Source organism: Prevotella sp. P6B1, from assembly GCF_000702825.1.
GTDB lineage: Bacteria > Bacteroidota > Bacteroidia > Bacteroidales > Bacteroidaceae > Prevotella.
The window spans coordinates 652,748-671,076 of the sequence record NZ_JNKF01000010.1; the positions used below are offsets into that span (position 1 = coordinate 652,748).

Genomic DNA, 18,329 nt, shown 5'->3' on the forward strand with positions numbered 1-18,329 from the left:
AGATTATTTGGTAGATACGGCAGAATAGTGTAACTTTGCATCTGTAAAAACTACTTAAGGATGAAAACGTTACTACTGATATTGTTGACTTTTTATGGTGTGCAGTTCACGGCTTCTGCTCAGCAACAGGCTCCCTATATCCCTGTCGGTGTGATTGATACCACTCAGTACGAAACTGTGGGACTGAAACCTATAGTAGGTGTGAAGACGGTGACGGTATTTAAAGCCTCCGAAGCGTCCGACCATTATGCCAATGGCGTTGTGCTGGCTGCGTTTAAAGGAGCATTGTACTGTATGTGGCAAAGTTCTCCAAAAGATGAGGACAGCGACGATACCCGTGTGCTTTATAGCATCAGCACCGATGAAGGCAACTCATGGAGCAAGCCCATGGTGTTAGCTGCACCTAATCAGGATTGCTATTGTACTTCGGGTGGTTGGCTGGTAAACGGCGATACACTACTTGCTTTTATTGATATTTGGCAGAAAGGACTTTCGCCACGAGGCGGCAAGACCTGCTACATGACAAGTGCCGACGGACTCTCGTGGAGCATAATGCAGCCAGTAAGAATGGCCGATGGCAGCGAGATGAATGGCGTGTTGGAACAAGACCCCTACCGCCTGCCCGACGGGCGTATCATAGGTGCTACTCATTTTATGTCAGGATTGCATCTCTGTCCTGTATATACTGATGATCCGCGAGGCATCAGTGGCTGGCACAAAGGAGAGTTTGAATACAAGGATTTGGGTAAGACATCGCGTGAGATAGAGCCCAGTCAGTATGTGCGCCCCGACGGCACTATCGTGATGCTGTTCCGCGACCAAAGTAGTAGCTTTCGTAAACTGGCGTCTGAAAGCAAGGATAGGGGATTGACCTGGACTCGACCAATGTTAACCTCTTTCCCGGATGCACGCACCAAACAGTGTGCAGGCAATCTGCCTGATGGCACGTTGTTTATCGTCAGCTGTCCGGTTCCTGCCAAACGTCGCTGGCCGCTCGTACTGCATTTGAGTAGCGATGGCAAGAACTTTGATAAAGCAGTTTTACTACGTAGTGGTGCAGCAGACGATTTGCCACCACGGCGCTATGATGGCCGGTACAAGACTCCTGGCTATAGCTACCCCAAGGCCTTGGTCTATCAAAATCGGCTCTATGTTGGCTATTCTACAAACAAGGAAGACGTGGAATGCACAATTTTCCCCTTTTCTTTGTTGTTTTAACAAAAAAAGTAGTATCTTTGCCACCCGAAAAGACTAATAAACGGAACCGATGCGGAATTATTTTGCAATGCTCTTGTTGGTGTTGATGAACTGGTGTGGCTCCATGCTTGCCCAGCCTCAGTGTACGGTGACTCATTACGATGAGTTCAGCGGCTTGGCACAGTGGTGGGTTACACAGATCCTTCAGGATAGGCAGGGGATGATCTGGATTTCCACATGGAATGGCTTGAACCGTTTTGATGGTTATGAGTTTGAATGTTTTAAGTCTCAAGCTGGCGATGGTGTTGACGTGCCTTCAGACCGCATTATGGATATGATGCTGATGGACGATGGTAGTCTGCGGTGTTATGTAGAAGGCCGTATCCTGGGCTTTTCAACAAAGACGTGCAAGTATTTTGAAATAAGTGAAACAGAGGAACGTCAACTGAAAAAGAAATTTGCTACAGCGCATCAGCGTGAGATGGCTTTTGAGTCGAAAGGATTGCCTAATTATTATAAAGATGTATATGGTACCGAATGGACAATCGGTCAGCAGGGCGGACTAAAATATAAGGATCAGGCAACTGGGCAATATAAGGACTACCCTGCTGATTGGCATGGCGCTGATCGTATCCGGTTCTGCTTGGCCGACAAAGAAGGTAATGCTTGGTTTACCAGTAGCTATGGCGCGTTCAAACTGAGTTTCCATAAACAACCCTATCAGAAATTAGAACAGGTTAAGCCTGTGCAGGTGCGTTATTCTTTTTTGGATAAGAAACAGCGTTATTGGATTACAACTCGTGATGATGCTACCATTAGACTCTTTGACCGAAAGAATCGTGAACTGGGTTATTTAGGTGCGGATGGCCGACTGCATGCGGGATATACCTCGTTTGGATCGCCCGTATATCATATCTTTCAGGATTCAAAAGGTACTATCTGGCTATGCAGCAAACCTTATGGTTTGTTCAGATTGCGTGAAACTGCCGATGGGGTTTTTAATGTGGAACACTTCGTACACCAAGATGGAAACTCGCATTCGTTGAGCAATAACGAGTTGTATTATGCCACAGAGGATAATCAGGGACGTTTGTGGATAGCAAACTTCAGAACAGGAATTGACTGCGTGGTCAATCCGCAGGCAGCGCATCCTGAATTCATACATGTGAACAAAATAGATCGTCCGGCAACTGATGGGCAGACGCGTTCACGACAGCTTCATATCACTCGTCAGAATATCCTGTTGGCAGCCACTACAACAGGACTACTCGTGGCCGATATCTCGCCAAAAGATCCACGGCAGATAGTCTTTAAGCGCCATACGAAGGATATCCATAGAGGAAACAGTCTGAGTAATAATGCTACGATGTTCATCACGGAAGACAGTAAACAGCGTATATTCGTCTGCACAGAAAGTGGTGGCGTAAACCAGATACTATCTGATAATCTGCTGGCTCCTCAACTTGAATTCCGGCATTTCAACACTTCTACCGGACTGCCTTCCGACGTGGCACTATCTGCTGTATCTTATCATAACCAGTTGTTGGTGGTGAGTAATAACCAATTGATCCTGTTAAATCCCGACGTCACCGAGAAAACTGACTATAAGTCGTTCTTCCTGAATGAAAAGCTGCGTTTCTCGGATGCTGTCCCTTTGATGTTGCCTGATGGTAGGGGCTTATTCGGACTTCAGAACGGCGCTTTTACTATCCGCAAGGAAGATGTAGGCGGCAACAGATACATTCCCCCTATGGCATTGACGGCGTTGATTATTGAGAATAAGCATAAAATGCGTGGGGTGAATACGATCGATACCTTAACGTTGGAACCGTCGCAGCGCAGTTTTCAGTTACGTTTTGCGGCACTTGAGTATTCTGATGCGAGCCAGATTTCTTATGCCTTCCGAATGGGAGAGCATGCCTCGTGGAATCATATAGGTAAGGACCGTTCAGCTACATTCCTTGATTTAAAACCAGGTACCTATCAGCTCCAGATACGGTCTACCAATTGTAACGGACTGTGGGTGGATAATATACGTACACTGACAGTTATTGTAAAGCCAACTTTCTGGGAGACCCGTTGGGCGCAGCTACTCTATGCCTTGTTGCTGGTCATGTTTGTATGGGGTGTTTTGTATTTGCGTCATTATATTATCAGGATGAATCGTCGACAAAAGGAATTGCACGAGGCTTACTTGGCATTGTTGAACAACAAAGCCGAAAAAACTGTTTCTACTCCGTCGGACGCTTCCGTGCCTTCAAAACCTCAGATAAAACCTGAGGATGAGGCTTTTATGCAGCGGGCTATACAATTCATCGAGGAACACCTTGGCGATGCAGATATCAATATCGGTGACATGGCTGATGCAACAGCTACCAGCCGCTCTGGTTTAAACCGTAAAATGAAGTCGTTGCTGGGTGTCACGCCACTCGACTTTATTCGTGAGGCCCGTATCCGTAAGGCTTGCCAGATGTTGAAAGATGGTGCATCGGTTAATGATGTGGCTTACAGCTGTGGATTCTCCGACCCGAAATACTTTGGAAAATGCTTTAAGGCCGACATGGGGATGACCCCGAAGGAATATAAGGTGGAATATTCTGTCAAGTAAGGTGGAATTTTGTTTCAAAATAGCATTTTTGGCACAAAATTGCACCCAGTTGAGATAATCTTGCCCTAAAATTAGAACTTAGGATAGTACCTTTGCGTCGTCAATTATCGACGAACAACTAAATTCTAATTTATTCAATAACGTAAAAACAAAATGAAAAAGTTCAAGCAAATTGCAATGAGAGCTTTGTTCTTTGCAGTCATGACATTGATGGCTCAAATAGCTATCGCCCAGTCAAAGACTGTCAGGGGAACTGTGACCGATGGTAGCCATGAGCCGCTTATCGGCGTCAGCGTAACTGTTAAGGGTACGCACAACACGGGTGTTATTACTGATATGAATGGCACCTATTCTATTACGGTACCTAACGATAAGGCAGTACTTGTGTTCAACTACATCGGGTTCAGCGAGACAGAACAAAGTGTGTCGGGTAAAACAACCGTAAACGTGGAACTGAAGGAAGACAACATCGGTTTGGATGAGGTTGTTGTCATTGGCTACGGATCGGTGAAGCGTAAGGATCTGACAGGTGCTGTGGCTTCTGTTCGTGGCGATGACCTGGCTGCTGTACCTGTAAACAACGTAGCTCAGGCGCTGCAGGGTAAACTGGCTGGTGTGAACGTAACCTCGGGTGATGGCCGTCCAGATGCTGATGTTTCTATCCGTGTACGTGGTGGTGGCTCAATCACTCAAAATAACTCACCTTTATTTATTGTCGATGGCTTCCCTGTTTCAAGTATCAGCGATATTCCAGCCTCAGAGATTGAGAGTATCGATGTTCTGAAGGATGCTTCTTCTACAGCTATCTATGGTGCGCGTGGTGCCAATGGTGTTATCCTGGTGACAACAAAGAAGGCTGAAGGAGGCAAAGTAAAGGTTAGCTACGATGGTTATGTACAGGCTAAGAGTGTGGCCAAGACCTTGGAGACGCTAAGCGCACAGGATTATGTGCTCTTCCATTGGGGGTATGGAACTTCGCGTGGACAGGGCGTTGGTGATGCTGTAGCCAAGTATTTCGGTCTGGGAAGTAAGTATGGCAACCACTATGCTCAGTATGCCAATGTGGATACGCACGACTATACCGACGACTTGCTGCGTACAGCATGGACGCATAGCCATAACGTGGCCATTAGTGGTGGTACCGATAAGACCCATTTTGTGACTAATGTCAACTATATCAATGATCAGGGTATTAAAATCCGTTCAGGTTTGGAGAAGTTCTCGGCTTCGATGAAGTTGCAGCAGCAATTGCTGAGCAATCTGACTTTCGATGTTGATCTGCGTTATACAGAGTCAACCATCAATGGCCAGGAAGGTCTGCAGAGTGGTCGTGGTTCAGAGGTTTCTGGCGCCTACAAGTATCGTCCAATCGATAATCCTCTCGGTGGTGTTTCTGTGTCCGAAATCTCAGGTCTGAGTTTTGGTGTGAAGAATATTGATGATAGCTATCATGCTAACCCTCTGATGTTGGTTGAGAGCGTAACCAACTGGCATAATACACGTAATCTGCGTGGAAGTGGTGCGTTGGCTTGGGAGATAATTAAAGGTCTGACGGCTCGCTCAGAGTTGTCTGTTACACGTGCCAGTGGTACAGCTAAATACTATGACGATGGCTATAATGATGCTGCTGAGAAGCGTGCCACTCTGACTCGCAGCACTGGTACAGGCCTGCGTTGGTTGAATACCTTGAACTATAGTGTTGAGTTGAATAAGATTCACTCACTGAATTTCTTGCTGGGTCATGAGTTTATCAAGAGCGACTCAGAGTCTTCGCAGTTGGCGGGCTACGGTTTTCCTGATAATTTTGACTACGATACCGCTATCGGTATGATCAATACGGCAACCCGCTCTTTCTCTGCTATTAACTCGATTGCAGTGCCTACACGTACCATATCTTACTTCGGACGTGCAAACTACTCACTGTTGAATCGTTATCTCTTCACGGTAACCATGCGTGCTGACGGTAGCTCTAAGTTTGCACCAAACAACCGCTGGGGTTACTTCCCTGCTGCCGCTTTCGGATGGCGTATCAGTGAAGAGCCGTTTATGACAGGTACAAAAGAGTGGCTTTCGAACCTGAAACTACGCCTGTCGTATGGTATGTCGGGAGCTGATAATATCAACTCAAACCTGTGGCGCGAGACATGGAAGACTACCAGTGCTGATAATAATAAGGTGACTATTAATGGCGAGAAGACTCCGTTCTATCAGCCTGATGGACTGTTGGCTAATAACGATTTGAAGTGGGAGACAACCATCTCTCGTAACCTTGGTATTGACTATGGATTCCTCGATGGACGTATTAATGGTAGTGTTGAGCTCTACTGGAACACAACTAAGGACCTGTTGATGCTTGTGCCCATCGATAATACTACTGGTTACACCTATCAGTATCAGAACTTCGGTAAGACTTCAAACCGTGGTTTTGAAATCTCTGCCAATGTTGATGTGATCCGTACCAAGGATCTGCGTTTTAACGTAGGTGTCATCTATAACTATAATAAGAATAAGGTTGACGAACTGACAAATGCCGATAACTATCTCTATTCTTCATACTGGGCTTCATCGGCTACAATGCCTGTAAACGATTATATGTTGGTTGAAGGTAAGGCTGTAGGTATTGTTCGTGGTTTCAAGTCGGCTGGTTTCTATACTGTTGATGACTTTGACTATATTAATGGACAGTATGTATTGAAAGCCGGTGTGCCTGATTTCGACCGTTCTATTTCGGGAAACTACATGCATCCGTTTGACCTGCCTGCAGGTCAGAGCGCCTTCCCTGGAGCTGCAAAGTTTGAGGATACCGACAAGAGTGGTCGTGTGACCCTCGACGATGCTACTGAGCTGGGCGAGGTGATGCCTCATCATACAGGTGGTTTCTCGCTCAACCTTCAGTATAAGAACTGGGATGCCAGTGCCAACTTCAACTATGTGCTCGATGGCAAGATCTATAATGCCAATGCCATGATGAACCTCTCTGGTGGTGAGTATAATGACCTGACTGCACAGAAGTTAGCCTTCGTTGCCGATGCTTATAAAGTATATAATGTAAATGCTTCGGGCGAGCTGTATGCTGTAACTGATCCTTCAGAACTGCGTACACTGAATGCCGGTGCCAAGTATGCCGTGCCTTATCATCAGAATGGTATCGTGACCGATCAGTTCCTGGAGAGTGGTGCTTACCTGCGTCTGCAGACACTCACCATTGGCTACACCCTGCCAAAGGTTTTGGTTAAGAAGGTAGGTGTCAGCAACCTGCGTCTTTACCTGACAGGTAGCAACCTCTTTACCATTACAGGCTATTCTGGTGTTGATCCGGAAGTAAATGCCAGCACCACAGGACGTACCGGCTTCCTGGAGAGCGTAAAGGTATTGCCAACGCTGAACATGGACTGGGGCGCTTATCCTCGTGCCCGTACATTCACCTTTGGTGCTAATATCAGTTTCTAAAACCTAAATTTCGACAATAATAACAAGATACAGATATGAAAAAGATAATAACAACCGCAATGACAGTAGCCACACTGTTTATGGCTACAGGATGCAGCGACTCTCTGGATGTAACATCACCCAGTGTGGTTGATAAGGATTTTGTCTTCAGCGATGTGCAGTCTGCTCGTTCGGCTCTCTATTATGGTTATCAGACATTACAGAATGCGCGTAGTCTTCATTCTGTGGGATTCTACTGGTGTCCTGTATGGGGATCTGATATAGAAGATGCCCAGGATACCTACAGCGATGGCAGCGCAGGTTGTCAGGAGAAGACCTTTTATCCTGGTGGTACAGAGAATTATAATATCAACTCAGGAGAAGGCACTGAGGTATTTGGTCAGATGTATAATACCATCGCTGTGTGCAACTCATTGATTAATGCTTTCGAAGAGAAAAGTGATTTCCAACAGATCATGACAGGCGAGCCTAATGAGATGTCGGATATCTATGGACAGGCTGTTGCTTTGCGTGCTACCTGCTACTGGGAACTGTTCAAGTGGTATGGTGATGTGCCTCATGCACTGAAGACCGGCGAGAAGGCTGAAGGCCTGACCTCTCGTTTCGCCATTGCCGACTATCACATCCAGAAACTCCGCGAGGTGGAGCCTCACATGTTCCGTGTGGGGGAGAGCAGCCATCGTGCTGATGTCATGAACCGTACTTATGTGCAGGGACTGATAGGTCGTCTGTGTCTCTATAATGCTGGTTATACCACTCGTCGTACCGACCTTGGTGCCGATTTCTATGTGGATGGTGATGGCAACCAACTTACTTTCGACGACTGGAGTGTAGAGAAGAACAAGGCCATCTATGGTCGTCGTTCTGATTGGCGCAATATCTATCAGATTGCCAAGGAGTACTTGCAGGCAGCAGTACAGAACCATGGTTCGATTGAACTCCATCTCACTGACCCACGTACCAACGACGCTAATGGGCGTGAGTACGGCAACCCCTTCCAGTATTGTTTCCAGCAGATGCACTGCGGTGTTACCGATGGTCTGGCCGACGAGTCTGTCTATGAGATTCCTATGGAGTATAATAATGGCGCAGACCGTCCTGCCTATATCGGTCGCCCTTCGCGTGGTGGTAACGGCGATGCACCGTGTGTAGGCTGTGGTCAGGATCGTGTTCAGGCGTGGTTCTATTATGGTGCTTTCAATCCTCAGGACTTACGTCGCGATGCCTCTATTACCGTGACTGGTAGCGATGGTCAGGGACATGAGGATATCCAGTCGTTCAATCGTTCTAACTGGGGATGTGGCGCAGGTCCTGCAACAAACAAGTGGGACTGGAACCGACTGCCAGCACCTAATACCAACAGCTATGGTACATCAGGTATCAACGTTAGCTATATGCGCATCTCTGATATCTATCTGATGTTAGCTGAGGTTGAGGCTGCTTTGGGCGATGATGGTGCTGCCAAGAGTACACTGGCCATTGTTCATAATCGTAATTATGTTGGTGGCGTAGATCCGAACTTCGATCAGTTTATTGCTGACTGTGGTTCTGTATGGGATGCAGTTATCCAGGAGCGTGCTTTTGAGTTTGTTGGTGAGGGCGTTCGTCGTTTCGACTTGATTCGTACCGGTAAACTGCCACAGGCTGCTGTTGAGAACCGTAAGGAGATGACACGTATTATCGACGAGGTTGTAGCTAATGGCTATGCTAAGTTTGCTAATGGTAACGAGCTGCCAGCTTATATTTGGACTAAGATGGTAGATGCCCGTACACAATATGGTTATCGTCTGACAGGTCAGTGCCCTGTTGGCAAAGAGGATGATCCTGTGCTTTATCCGAGCTGGCGTGGACAGCATGACGACTGGGGCTCACTCTATCCAAAGGTGATGGGAGCTACAGCTACTAATGTGGCCATCAAGGGATTGTTCAAGCATATTGTACCTGGTAGTGCAGAGGCCATAGCACTTGAGGCTGATGGCTATGAACAGAAACCATGGGCTGTTGATATGGATAGTTATCGTGATTCTTATGCAACCAAGTTGTTGGCAGGCTATAGTGATGCTGATTATGCAGCTAAGAATCCTCCTATCTATCTGCTGCCGTTCACTTATAACACGTTGACAACCTCCAAGATAACCAATGGCTATGGCTTCCGTCAGGAACAGTAATGTAAGAGTTTAATATAGTTAGTTAAGAGTTAGTTTTAGTTTTCGTAAAGGGGGAATGCGTGAGTATTCCCCCCTTCTAAAAGAAAGAAGATGAAGAGTAGATTAGTATTACTCCTTTTGGGTATGTGCGTAGTCTGTGTGTCATGGGCAAAGGTTGATGGCTACGATTTTGTAGTCGCTGCCGATGGTAGTGGTGATTTTGTCACTGTCCAGGCTGCCATTAATGCTGTGCCGGATTATCGGAAAGCCGGTCCCACCCGGATACTCATCAAGAAAGGAGTCTATAAGGAAAAAATAGTCATAGCGGCAAGTAAGGAACGTGTGTGGATAACTGGCGAAGATGGCACTGTACTGACTTATGATGACTACGCCCAGAAACCGAACGTGTTCGGCGAGGAGAAAGGTACCAGTGGCTCAGGAAGTGTTTACATATTCGGTCCTGACTTCATGGCAGAGAATATCACGTTCGAGAATGCCTCTGGGCCAGTAGGACAGGCGGTTGCCTGTCATGTGGCTGGCGACAGGGCCGTATTCCGTCGCTGCCGTTTCTTGGGTTTTCAGGATACACTCTATACCTTTGGCGAGAATACCCGTGAGTATTTTGAGGATTGTTATATCGAGGGGACCGTTGATTTTATCTTCGGTAAGGCAACTGCTGTGTTTAATCGTTGTGAGATACGAAGCAAAACATCTGGTGGCTTCTTGACAGCTCCTGCCACACCGCAAAACTGCCAGTATGGTTATGTGTTCTATGATTGTAAGTTGACGGCAGATAACGGTGTTGAGGCTGGTAGCGTCTGGTTGTCGCGCCCTTGGCGTCCCTTTGGCAAGGTTGTGTTTATTCGTTGTGAAATGGGGCGCCATATCCGCCCAGAAGGTTGGAATAACTGGGGAAAGGCAGAGAATGAACGTACTGCTTATTACGCAGAATATCAGTGCTCTGGAAAAGGTGCTGATACCAGTCGACGTGCTGCCTGGGGGCATCTGCTGAGCGATATAACGGCCTATGAGATGACTCATGTGTTGAAGGGAACTGACGGATGGAATCCACTTCAACCAAAAGAAAAGTAGTGTTTTTCTTGAAATAATGGAAATAATTGTATATCTTTGCACCCGAATAAACTACTTGAAGATGAAAAAGTTACTGCTGATATTGTTGGCTCTTTACGGTATGCAGTTCACGGCTACGGCCCAGAAACGTGCCAAGTATGAGTTTATGCGCAATCTGCCTGTCTATGCCGACTCGCTGATTGCTCACTTCGACTATCCTCTGGCTTGGGAGAATAGTGGCATTAAGAAGTTCGCTAAATGGAAGAAGGTGGCCCGTCAGAAGGTATTCGACTGTATGTTGATGCCACCACCACCACCTGCAGATGGGTATCAGACGAAGGTTCTCTTTGAAGAACAACGCGATGGCTACAAGGCTCGTAAGTTAGAGGTCCGCCTGTCGCAGTACTATACCGTGCCTGCCTATGTACTCATCCCCGATGGTAAAGGCCCATTCCCAGCTGTCAACCTGTTGCACGACCATGGTGCTCATCTATATATAGGTAAGGAGAAGATGATCCGGCCTTTGGCTTGCGAAGAGGCTGCAGTTATCAAGGATGCAGAGGAGTGGCTGAAGGGTTACGAGGGGCAGTTCTTCGGCGATTATCTGGCTAAGAACGGCTATGTGGTCTTCTCGGCTGATGCACCGATGTGGGGTGAGCGTGGGCAGAAAGAGGGTGCTCAGCGTGACCGATATGATATGATAGCCGGCAACATGATGATGTATGGCATCGATCTCTCGGCCTGGATGACTTACGACGATATCGCTGGAACTGAAGTCCTGGCCCAGATGCCTGAGGTGGATGCCTCAAGGATTGGCTGTACAGGTTGGTCTATGGGGGCCTACCGTGCCTGGATGCTCGCTGCACTCAGCGACCGCATCAAGGTAGGTGCCTCTGTCTGTTGGATGGTAACGGCTGATGAGCAGATGGGATTTAAGTACGATCGTACGGAGAATGGTGGCTTTGCCAACTGTTTCCCGGGGCTTCGTCGCTGGATGGACTATCCCCATGTGGCCAGCCTGGCTTGCCCTAAACCTATGCTCTTCATCAATGGTGCGCAGGATGTCCTCTTTCCCGTGCCTGGTGTTGAGAAAGCCTTTGCTACCATGCATGCAACATGGGAAAGTCAGGGCGCCGGTGATAAAATCGAAACCGAACTCTGGGATATGCCCCATAGCTGTTGGAAGAATTCCCAGCAGCGTGTACTCGATTTCTTCAAGAAACACTTATAAAATGAAAACTACTAAGATATGAAAAGAACGATTCTGATGGCAGTTGTCTGCCTACCTCTATGGGCTTCTGCACAGTATGTGTCAAAGGTGTGGAGCCCCGATCATAGCGATGGTACCTACACCAATCCCGTGATTAATGCCGACTATAGCGACCCCGATGTATGCGTGGGTGCCAGCGGTGAGGATTATTATATGACCGCTTCGTCGTTCCAATGTGTACCAGGTCTGCCTATCCTGCATTCCAAGGATCTGGTGAATTGGGAAATCATCAACTATGCGCTGACCAATCTCTATGAGGGCGATGAGGCGTTGCTGCGTCATTTCAGCACTCCTCAACATGGTGCTGGCGTATGGGCTCCCAGCATTCGTTATCATGCAGGTTGGTATTATATCTATTGGGGCGATCCTGATTTTGGCGTATATATGGTTAAAACCCAGAATCCTGCAGGCAAATGGGAGGCACCCGTTTGTGTCATCAAGGGGCAGGGCTATATTGATACCACGCCGCTTTGGGATGAGGATGGTCGTTGCTATCTGGTGAACGGATGGGCCAACAGCCGTTCCAAGTTTGCCTCAGTGCTGACGGTTCGTGAGATGTCGGCCGACGGTACACGTGCCATCGGCGAGCCTGTCATCGTGTTCGATGGCAATGGTACCGAGAACCGTACTTGCGAGGGCCCGAAATTCTATAAGCGTGATGGCTGGTATTGGATTATGTGTCCTGCTGGCGGTGTGCCAACAGGTTTCCAGTTAGCTATGCGTAGTCGTTCCCCCTACGGTCCCTACGAGCATAAGATTGTATTAGCACAGGGCAAGACTGATATCAACGGTCCTCATCAGGGTGGTTGGGTACATACCAAATACGGCGAGGACTGGTTCCTGCATTTCCAGGATAAGGAAGCCTATGGTCGTGTGGTTCACTTGAATCCCGTTGATTGGAGCACAGGTTGGCCCATCATGGGTAAAAAGGGCGAGCCTGTTACCACTTATAAAAAGCCCAAGAGCAGTTCAACGCTGGTGGTTAATCCAGTTGAAAGCGATGAATTTAATAGTAACAAGTTAGGCCTGCAATGGCAATGGCACGCCAACTACGACGAAAAATTCGGTATGCCCACCGCCTTTGGCACCTACCGTATCTATAATTATAAACTCTCTGATCACTTTGTCAACTTCTGGGAAGTGCCTAATCTGCTGCTCCAGAAGACGCCTGCCGATCAGTTTACAGCCACCACCAAGATACGTTTCACCTCGAAGGCTGATGGCCAGATGGGTGGCCTCATCATGATGGGCCTCGACTATTCGGCATTGGTGGTGAAACGCGTAGGTAAGCAGTTTCAACTGCTGCAGCTCACCTGTAAGGCTGCCGATAAAGGACAGCCGCAGACAGAGCAGCTGATAGCAACTCTGAAGCCTACCACTGAGGATAAGATCGATTACAAACCAGGTGTTCACATGGATATCTATCTCCGTCTCAGTGTCGATAACTCCAAGCTCAACTTTGCCTATAGTCTGGATGGCAAGAAGTTCAAGCCCTGTGGCGCTGAATTCCAGATGCGTGAAGGCAAATGGATAGGCGCCAAGTTCGGCTATGTGTCGGTAGACCCTAATCCCAAATCCGACCGTGGCAATCTGGATGCCGATTGGATAAGAGTGACACCATAGTACATCAATTAGTATAAGGTAAGGGTCTGTATCGTGAGATGCAGGCCCTTTTCTGTTATGCAAACGTTTGCACCGATAAAATAACAATTTTAAACAAAAAAAAGGATAACGTAACGAAATCTGATTTATCTTTGCACCGATAAAACTGTAAATTCAAGCTTCCCAAAAGCTTAAAACGATATAACAATAACAAATTAACTCTAATTTAAATGTAATGATGAAGCAGGTAAACATTCAATTTCCGCTTAGGATGCTTGGCCTTATTTTGGGTCTTATCCTATCGGTCAGTGCCTTTGCTCAGATTGAAGTAAAAGGCCATGTGAAAGATTCTGCAGGCGAACCCATTATCGGCGCAACAGTACGTGTAGACGGCACTCAGGCTGCTACTGTTACTGATTTCGACGGTAACTTCGTGCTGAAGGCTAATCAAGGTGCAAACATTACCGTTAGTTACGTTGGTTTCCAGAGCCAGACGGTAAAGGCTGCTCCAAATGTAGTCGTAACATTGAAAGATGATTCTCAAGTACTTGAGAACGTCGTTGTAATCGGTTACGGTCGTGCTAAGAAAAATGATCTGACAGGCTCTGTGACAGCTATTAAACCTGATGAACTCAGTAAAGGTATTACTAACAATGCCACAGATATGCTTGTAGGTAAGGTGGCTGGTGTTGATGTTATCACAAGTGGTGGTACGCCTGGTGCTGGAGCTCAGATCCGTATTCGTGGTGGTTCGTCTCTGAACGCTTCAAACGATCCTCTTTATGTAATTGATGGTTTGACAATTGATGGCAACACTGCTACTGGTATGTCGAACATTCTGGCAATGATCAATCCAAACGATATTGAAACATTCACCGTGTTGAAGGATGCTTCTGCTACCGCCATTTATGGTAGCCGTGCTTCTAACGGTGTTATCATTATCACCACAAAGAAGGGTAAGAAGGGAACTGCACCTCGTATTTCTTATAATGGTGACGTTACGATCTCTACTATTGCAAAGAAATATGATGCACTGAATGCTACAGAGTACAAGAATCTTGTGAACAGCATCGAAGGTCTTGATGCTTCGAAGTTAGGTGACGCTGATACCAATTGGCAGGACCAGATTTTCCGTACTGCAATCAGTACTAGCCATAATGTTTCTGTATCAGGTGGTATAGGTAGTGTTCCATATCGTGTGAGCGTGGGTTATAACTCTGCACAGGGTATCGTGAAGACTTCTTGGATGCATCGTGCTAATGCAGGTTTGAACCTCGCTCCAAGTTTCTTTAATGATCACTTGAACCTGAATATCTCTGCTAAGTATATGTATGAGAAAGATCGTTATGCTGATGCTGGTGGTGCTATTGGCGCAGCTCTTTCTATCGATCCGACTCGTCCTGTATATACTAACGATGAGACATCAAAGTTCTTTGGTGGTTATTATCAGCCATATGTGAATGCTAGTTATAAAAATCCAGATTGGACTTATACCAATAATAACAATGCACCACAGAATCCACTTGCTTTGCTTGAATTGAAAGAAACATTGGCAAATGCTAATGACTTTACAGGCAATTTTGAGGCAGACTATAAGATTCATGGTTTCGAGGATCTGCATATTCACGCAAGTTATGGTGGACAATACACTGAGTCGAAGCAGACTGACGTGATTTCTCCTTATTCATTCTCAAACAACTATTATGGTTGGAATGGTCTGACACGTTATTATAAGTATAGCATTACAGCTAATGCTTATGCACAGTACCAGAAGGAAATAGATGCTCATTACATTGACGTTATGGCTGGTGCAGAGGAAAGCCACTACCATCGTCATGGCTACAATGAGGGACAGGGTACAGATTCATATACAGGTGAAGCACACAATCCAAGCATCCGTAGCGAGCAGGAGTGGGCAACCCATAATTCATTGGTTTCTTACTTTGGCCGATTGAACTATACATTGCTTGACCGCTATATGTTGACTGCAACATTCCGTGCTGATGGTTCTTCAAAATTCTCTAAGGAAAATCACTGGGGATACTTCCCATCAGTGGCTCTTGCCTGGAAAATTAATGAGGAAGGCTTCATGAAGAATGTTAACTGGTGGAATGAACTTAAACTCCGTTTAGGTTGGGGTAAGACTGGTCAGCAGGATATCGGTAGCGACTTTGGCTATGCTCCTCTTTATGTAGTAGGTAACTCATACGCAATGTATCGTTTCGGTGAAACCGATTACATTACAAAGCGTCCTACTGCATATAATCCAGACTTGAAGTGGGAGACCACAACAACTTGGAATGCCGGTTTGGATTTTGCATGGCTGAAAAACCGTATTACAGCAAGCTTGGATGGTTACTATCGTAAGACCACCGACCTTCTGAATACAGTTACAATCCCGGTTGGTACAAACTTTGGTTCTGTATTAACAAAGAACATTGGTTCTATGAAGAACTATGGTGTTGAGTTCTCTATCAACGCAAAGCCAATTGTTACTAAGGATTTCACATGGGATGTAAGCTATAATATTTCATGGAACCACAACGAGATTACTTCTCTGACAGAGGATGCCGATGATGATTATTACATCAAGGTTGGTTCTACTATCTCTCGTGGTAATGCTACATTAATCCAGGCAAACACCGTTGGAAAACCACGTAACTCGTTCTTTGTTTACCAGCAGGTTTATGATGAGGCAGGCAAGCCCATTGAAGGTTTGTATGTAGATCGTAATGCTGATGGACAGATCAACGAAAGTGATAAGTACTATTATAAGAGTCCAGCAGCAGATGTTATCATGGGCTTCACAACCAAGTTCCTTTATAAGAACTTTGATTTGAGTGCTGCTTTCCATGCCTCATTTGGTAACTATGTTTACTACAACTATTTGTCAGATAAGGGTTCTATCAGCGCTTCTGGTCTCTATTCGAATAGTGCGTTCACTAACACATTCCCAGAGGCTGTACAGTTGGGCTTTACCGGTGTAGGTACAGAGTATTATCTTTCTGACTATTATGTCCGCAATGCTTCTTACTTGAAGTGTTCAAACATAACATTTGGTTACACATTCCCCAATCTGCTGAAGAATCATCTTAACGGTCGTATTTTTGCTACTGTTCAGAATCCATTTATTATTACCAAGTACAAAGGTCTTGATCCTGAGGTGGCTGATGGTGTTGATAAGAATCCATATCCACGCCCACGTAGTTTCCAGATTGGTTTGAGCTTGAACTTCTAAGAGAATGAAATAATAATAACGAATAAAGAATTAAAGATTATGAGACATATATTTTCAAAATCGGTTGTTGCAGGTCTGCTTGTTTTTGGCATGACCTCTTGTGCCAACGACTTGAATATCTCATCTATCGATCCGCAGACCTCAACCTCTTATGAAGACATGGAGTTGTTGGCTAAGGTCTATGGAACATTGGGCATGACGGGACAGAAAGGTCCTGCAGGTTCTGGTGATATCAGTAGTGATGAGGGTGAGTCGGGTTTCTATCGCACGACGTTTAATCTTGAAACTCTGCCTACCGATGAATGTAACTGGGCTTGGCAGACAGATACAGACATCCCTCAGATAACAGGTATAAGCTGGAACGCCAATAGCGGTCGTACACAGTGGGCATACCAGCGTTTGGGCTTTAATGTGCTGCTTTGTAACTTTTACTTGCAGAATACTGCTGACAAAGCAGATCAGGCAGATTATAAGTATTATCGTGCAGAGGTTCGTTTCTTGCGTGCTTTGTACTATTGGTACTTCCTCGATCTTTGGCATAAAGCTCCATTCAAGGATGAAAACAATTCCATGAATGACCTTCCTGTAGAAAAGGTCGGTAAGGATCTTTATGAGTGGCTTGATACAGAGCTTACTGCAATTGAAAGTGAGATGGCTCCCATGGGACAGTTTAACTCTGCTTCCGACTTCGGTCGTGCTGATGCAGGTGCTGCCTATATGCTTCATGCACGTTTAGCCTTGAATGCTAAAGTTTATACTGATGGAGCTGTTACTGCCTATGACAAGGCAATTAGCTATTGCGATAAGCTTATCAATGGCCCATATGCATTGAGTAGCACCGCTAAGACAAATCCATCGAATGGCTTGACCTATAGTGGTTATGCACAGTTATTCATGGCTGATAATGATGTTAATGCTGATGCAGTAAAAGAGATTATCTTCCCGATTCGTCAGGATGGTGTAAGAACTCCAGGCTATTCTTGTGCAAGTTATCTTGTTTGCTCTACCCGTATCGCAGGTATGCCTTATCCAGGAACTAAGAACTGTTGGAGCTGTAACTATGCACGTCCTAACCTCATTGAGAAATTCTTCCCTAAGGATGATATTCCAATGTCTTCGGATGATAATGTTGGTGATGGCAGTACTGAGACTCTTATCGCTCTTGATGCTGAGGATGGTTCTGATACCCAGGGTATTATTGCTGCTGCTGAGGATGACCGTGCTCTGTTCTACGCTGGCCGTGGTGGTGGTATCAGAAAGCTGCGCACAGATAAACTGAATAATTTCCTTGATGGTATCTCTATCGTAAAATGGCAGAATATCCGTGTAGATGGTGGAACAGTTAGCGATCCAGAGTTCTCTGATACAGATATTCCATTGTTCCGTCTAGCAGAAGCCTACATGACTCGCGCAGAGGCAAAATGGCGTAGTGGTGATGCCACAGGTATTAATGATGTAAATGTACTCCGTGAACGTGCTAATGCAAAGCCTTTGACACAGCTCACAGAGCAGGATCTTATTGACGAATGGAGTCGTGAGTTCTATATGGAAGGACGCCGTCGTTCTGATCTGATTCGCTTTGATATGTTCACTGGCAAGAAGTATAACTGGGCCTGGAAGGGCGGCGTAGCCGATGGACAGGCTGTAGATAGTCATTTCAAGTATTATCCTATTCCTATGGATGATATTAATAATAATAAGAATATGACTCAGAATGCCGGTTATTAATTCAGATATAATCATAAA

General features: G+C 46.0%; 8 protein-coding genes and 1 pseudogene. All 9 read left to right on the forward strand.

Annotated features, from left to right (window positions below; genetic code table 11):
• The first annotated feature begins 60 nt into the window (after window positions 1-60).
• Entirely contained in the window at window positions 61-1,218 is a 1,158-nt protein-coding gene (locus T495_RS0103585; protein ID WP_033147594.1) for a sialidase family protein, read from the forward strand.
• A gap of 49 nt (window positions 1,219-1,267) precedes the next feature.
• Window positions 1,268-3,805: a helix-turn-helix domain-containing protein gene (locus tag T495_RS14895; RefSeq protein ID WP_081831994.1), complete on the forward strand. Its 2,538-nt coding sequence runs from the start codon at window positions 1,268-1,270 to the stop codon at window positions 3,803-3,805.
• 153 nt (window positions 3,806-3,958) lie between these two features.
• Entirely contained in the window at window positions 3,959-7,255 is a 3,297-nt protein-coding gene (locus T495_RS0103595) for a TonB-dependent receptor (protein ID WP_033147595.1), read from the forward strand.
• A gap of 35 nt (window positions 7,256-7,290) precedes the next feature.
• Window positions 7,291-9,423 (forward strand): RagB/SusD family nutrient uptake outer membrane protein, encoded by a 2,133-nt coding sequence (locus T495_RS0103600; protein WP_033147596.1) that lies wholly within the window; start codon window positions 7,291-7,293, stop codon window positions 9,421-9,423.
• A gap of 162 nt (window positions 9,424-9,585) precedes the next feature.
• A pseudogene (locus T495_RS0103605) lies at window positions 9,586-10,494 on the forward strand (pectinesterase family protein); the annotation flags it as partial.
• A 61-nt stretch (window positions 10,495-10,555) separates the two neighbouring features.
• Complete coding sequence (locus T495_RS0103610) at window positions 10,556-11,704, forward strand: S9 family peptidase (RefSeq protein WP_033147597.1); 1,149 nt, start codon at window positions 10,556-10,558, stop codon at window positions 11,702-11,704.
• Between the two features lie 18 nt (window positions 11,705-11,722).
• Window positions 11,723-13,366: a glycoside hydrolase 43 family protein gene (locus T495_RS0103615; protein WP_033147598.1), complete on the forward strand. Its 1,644-nt coding sequence runs from the start codon at window positions 11,723-11,725 to the stop codon at window positions 13,364-13,366.
• A 217-nt stretch (window positions 13,367-13,583) separates the two neighbouring features.
• Window positions 13,584-16,583, forward strand: coding sequence for a TonB-dependent receptor (locus T495_RS0103620; RefSeq protein ID WP_033147709.1), 3,000 nt, complete (start codon window positions 13,584-13,586; stop codon window positions 16,581-16,583).
• 39 nt (window positions 16,584-16,622) lie between these two features.
• Window positions 16,623-18,311 carry a starch-binding outer membrane lipoprotein SusD gene (gene susD, locus T495_RS0103625; RefSeq protein WP_033147599.1) on the forward strand — a complete coding sequence of 563 codons (1,689 nt, stop codon included), beginning with the start codon at window positions 16,623-16,625 and terminating at the stop codon, window positions 18,309-18,311.
• Window positions 18,312-18,329: the final 18 nt, after the last annotated feature.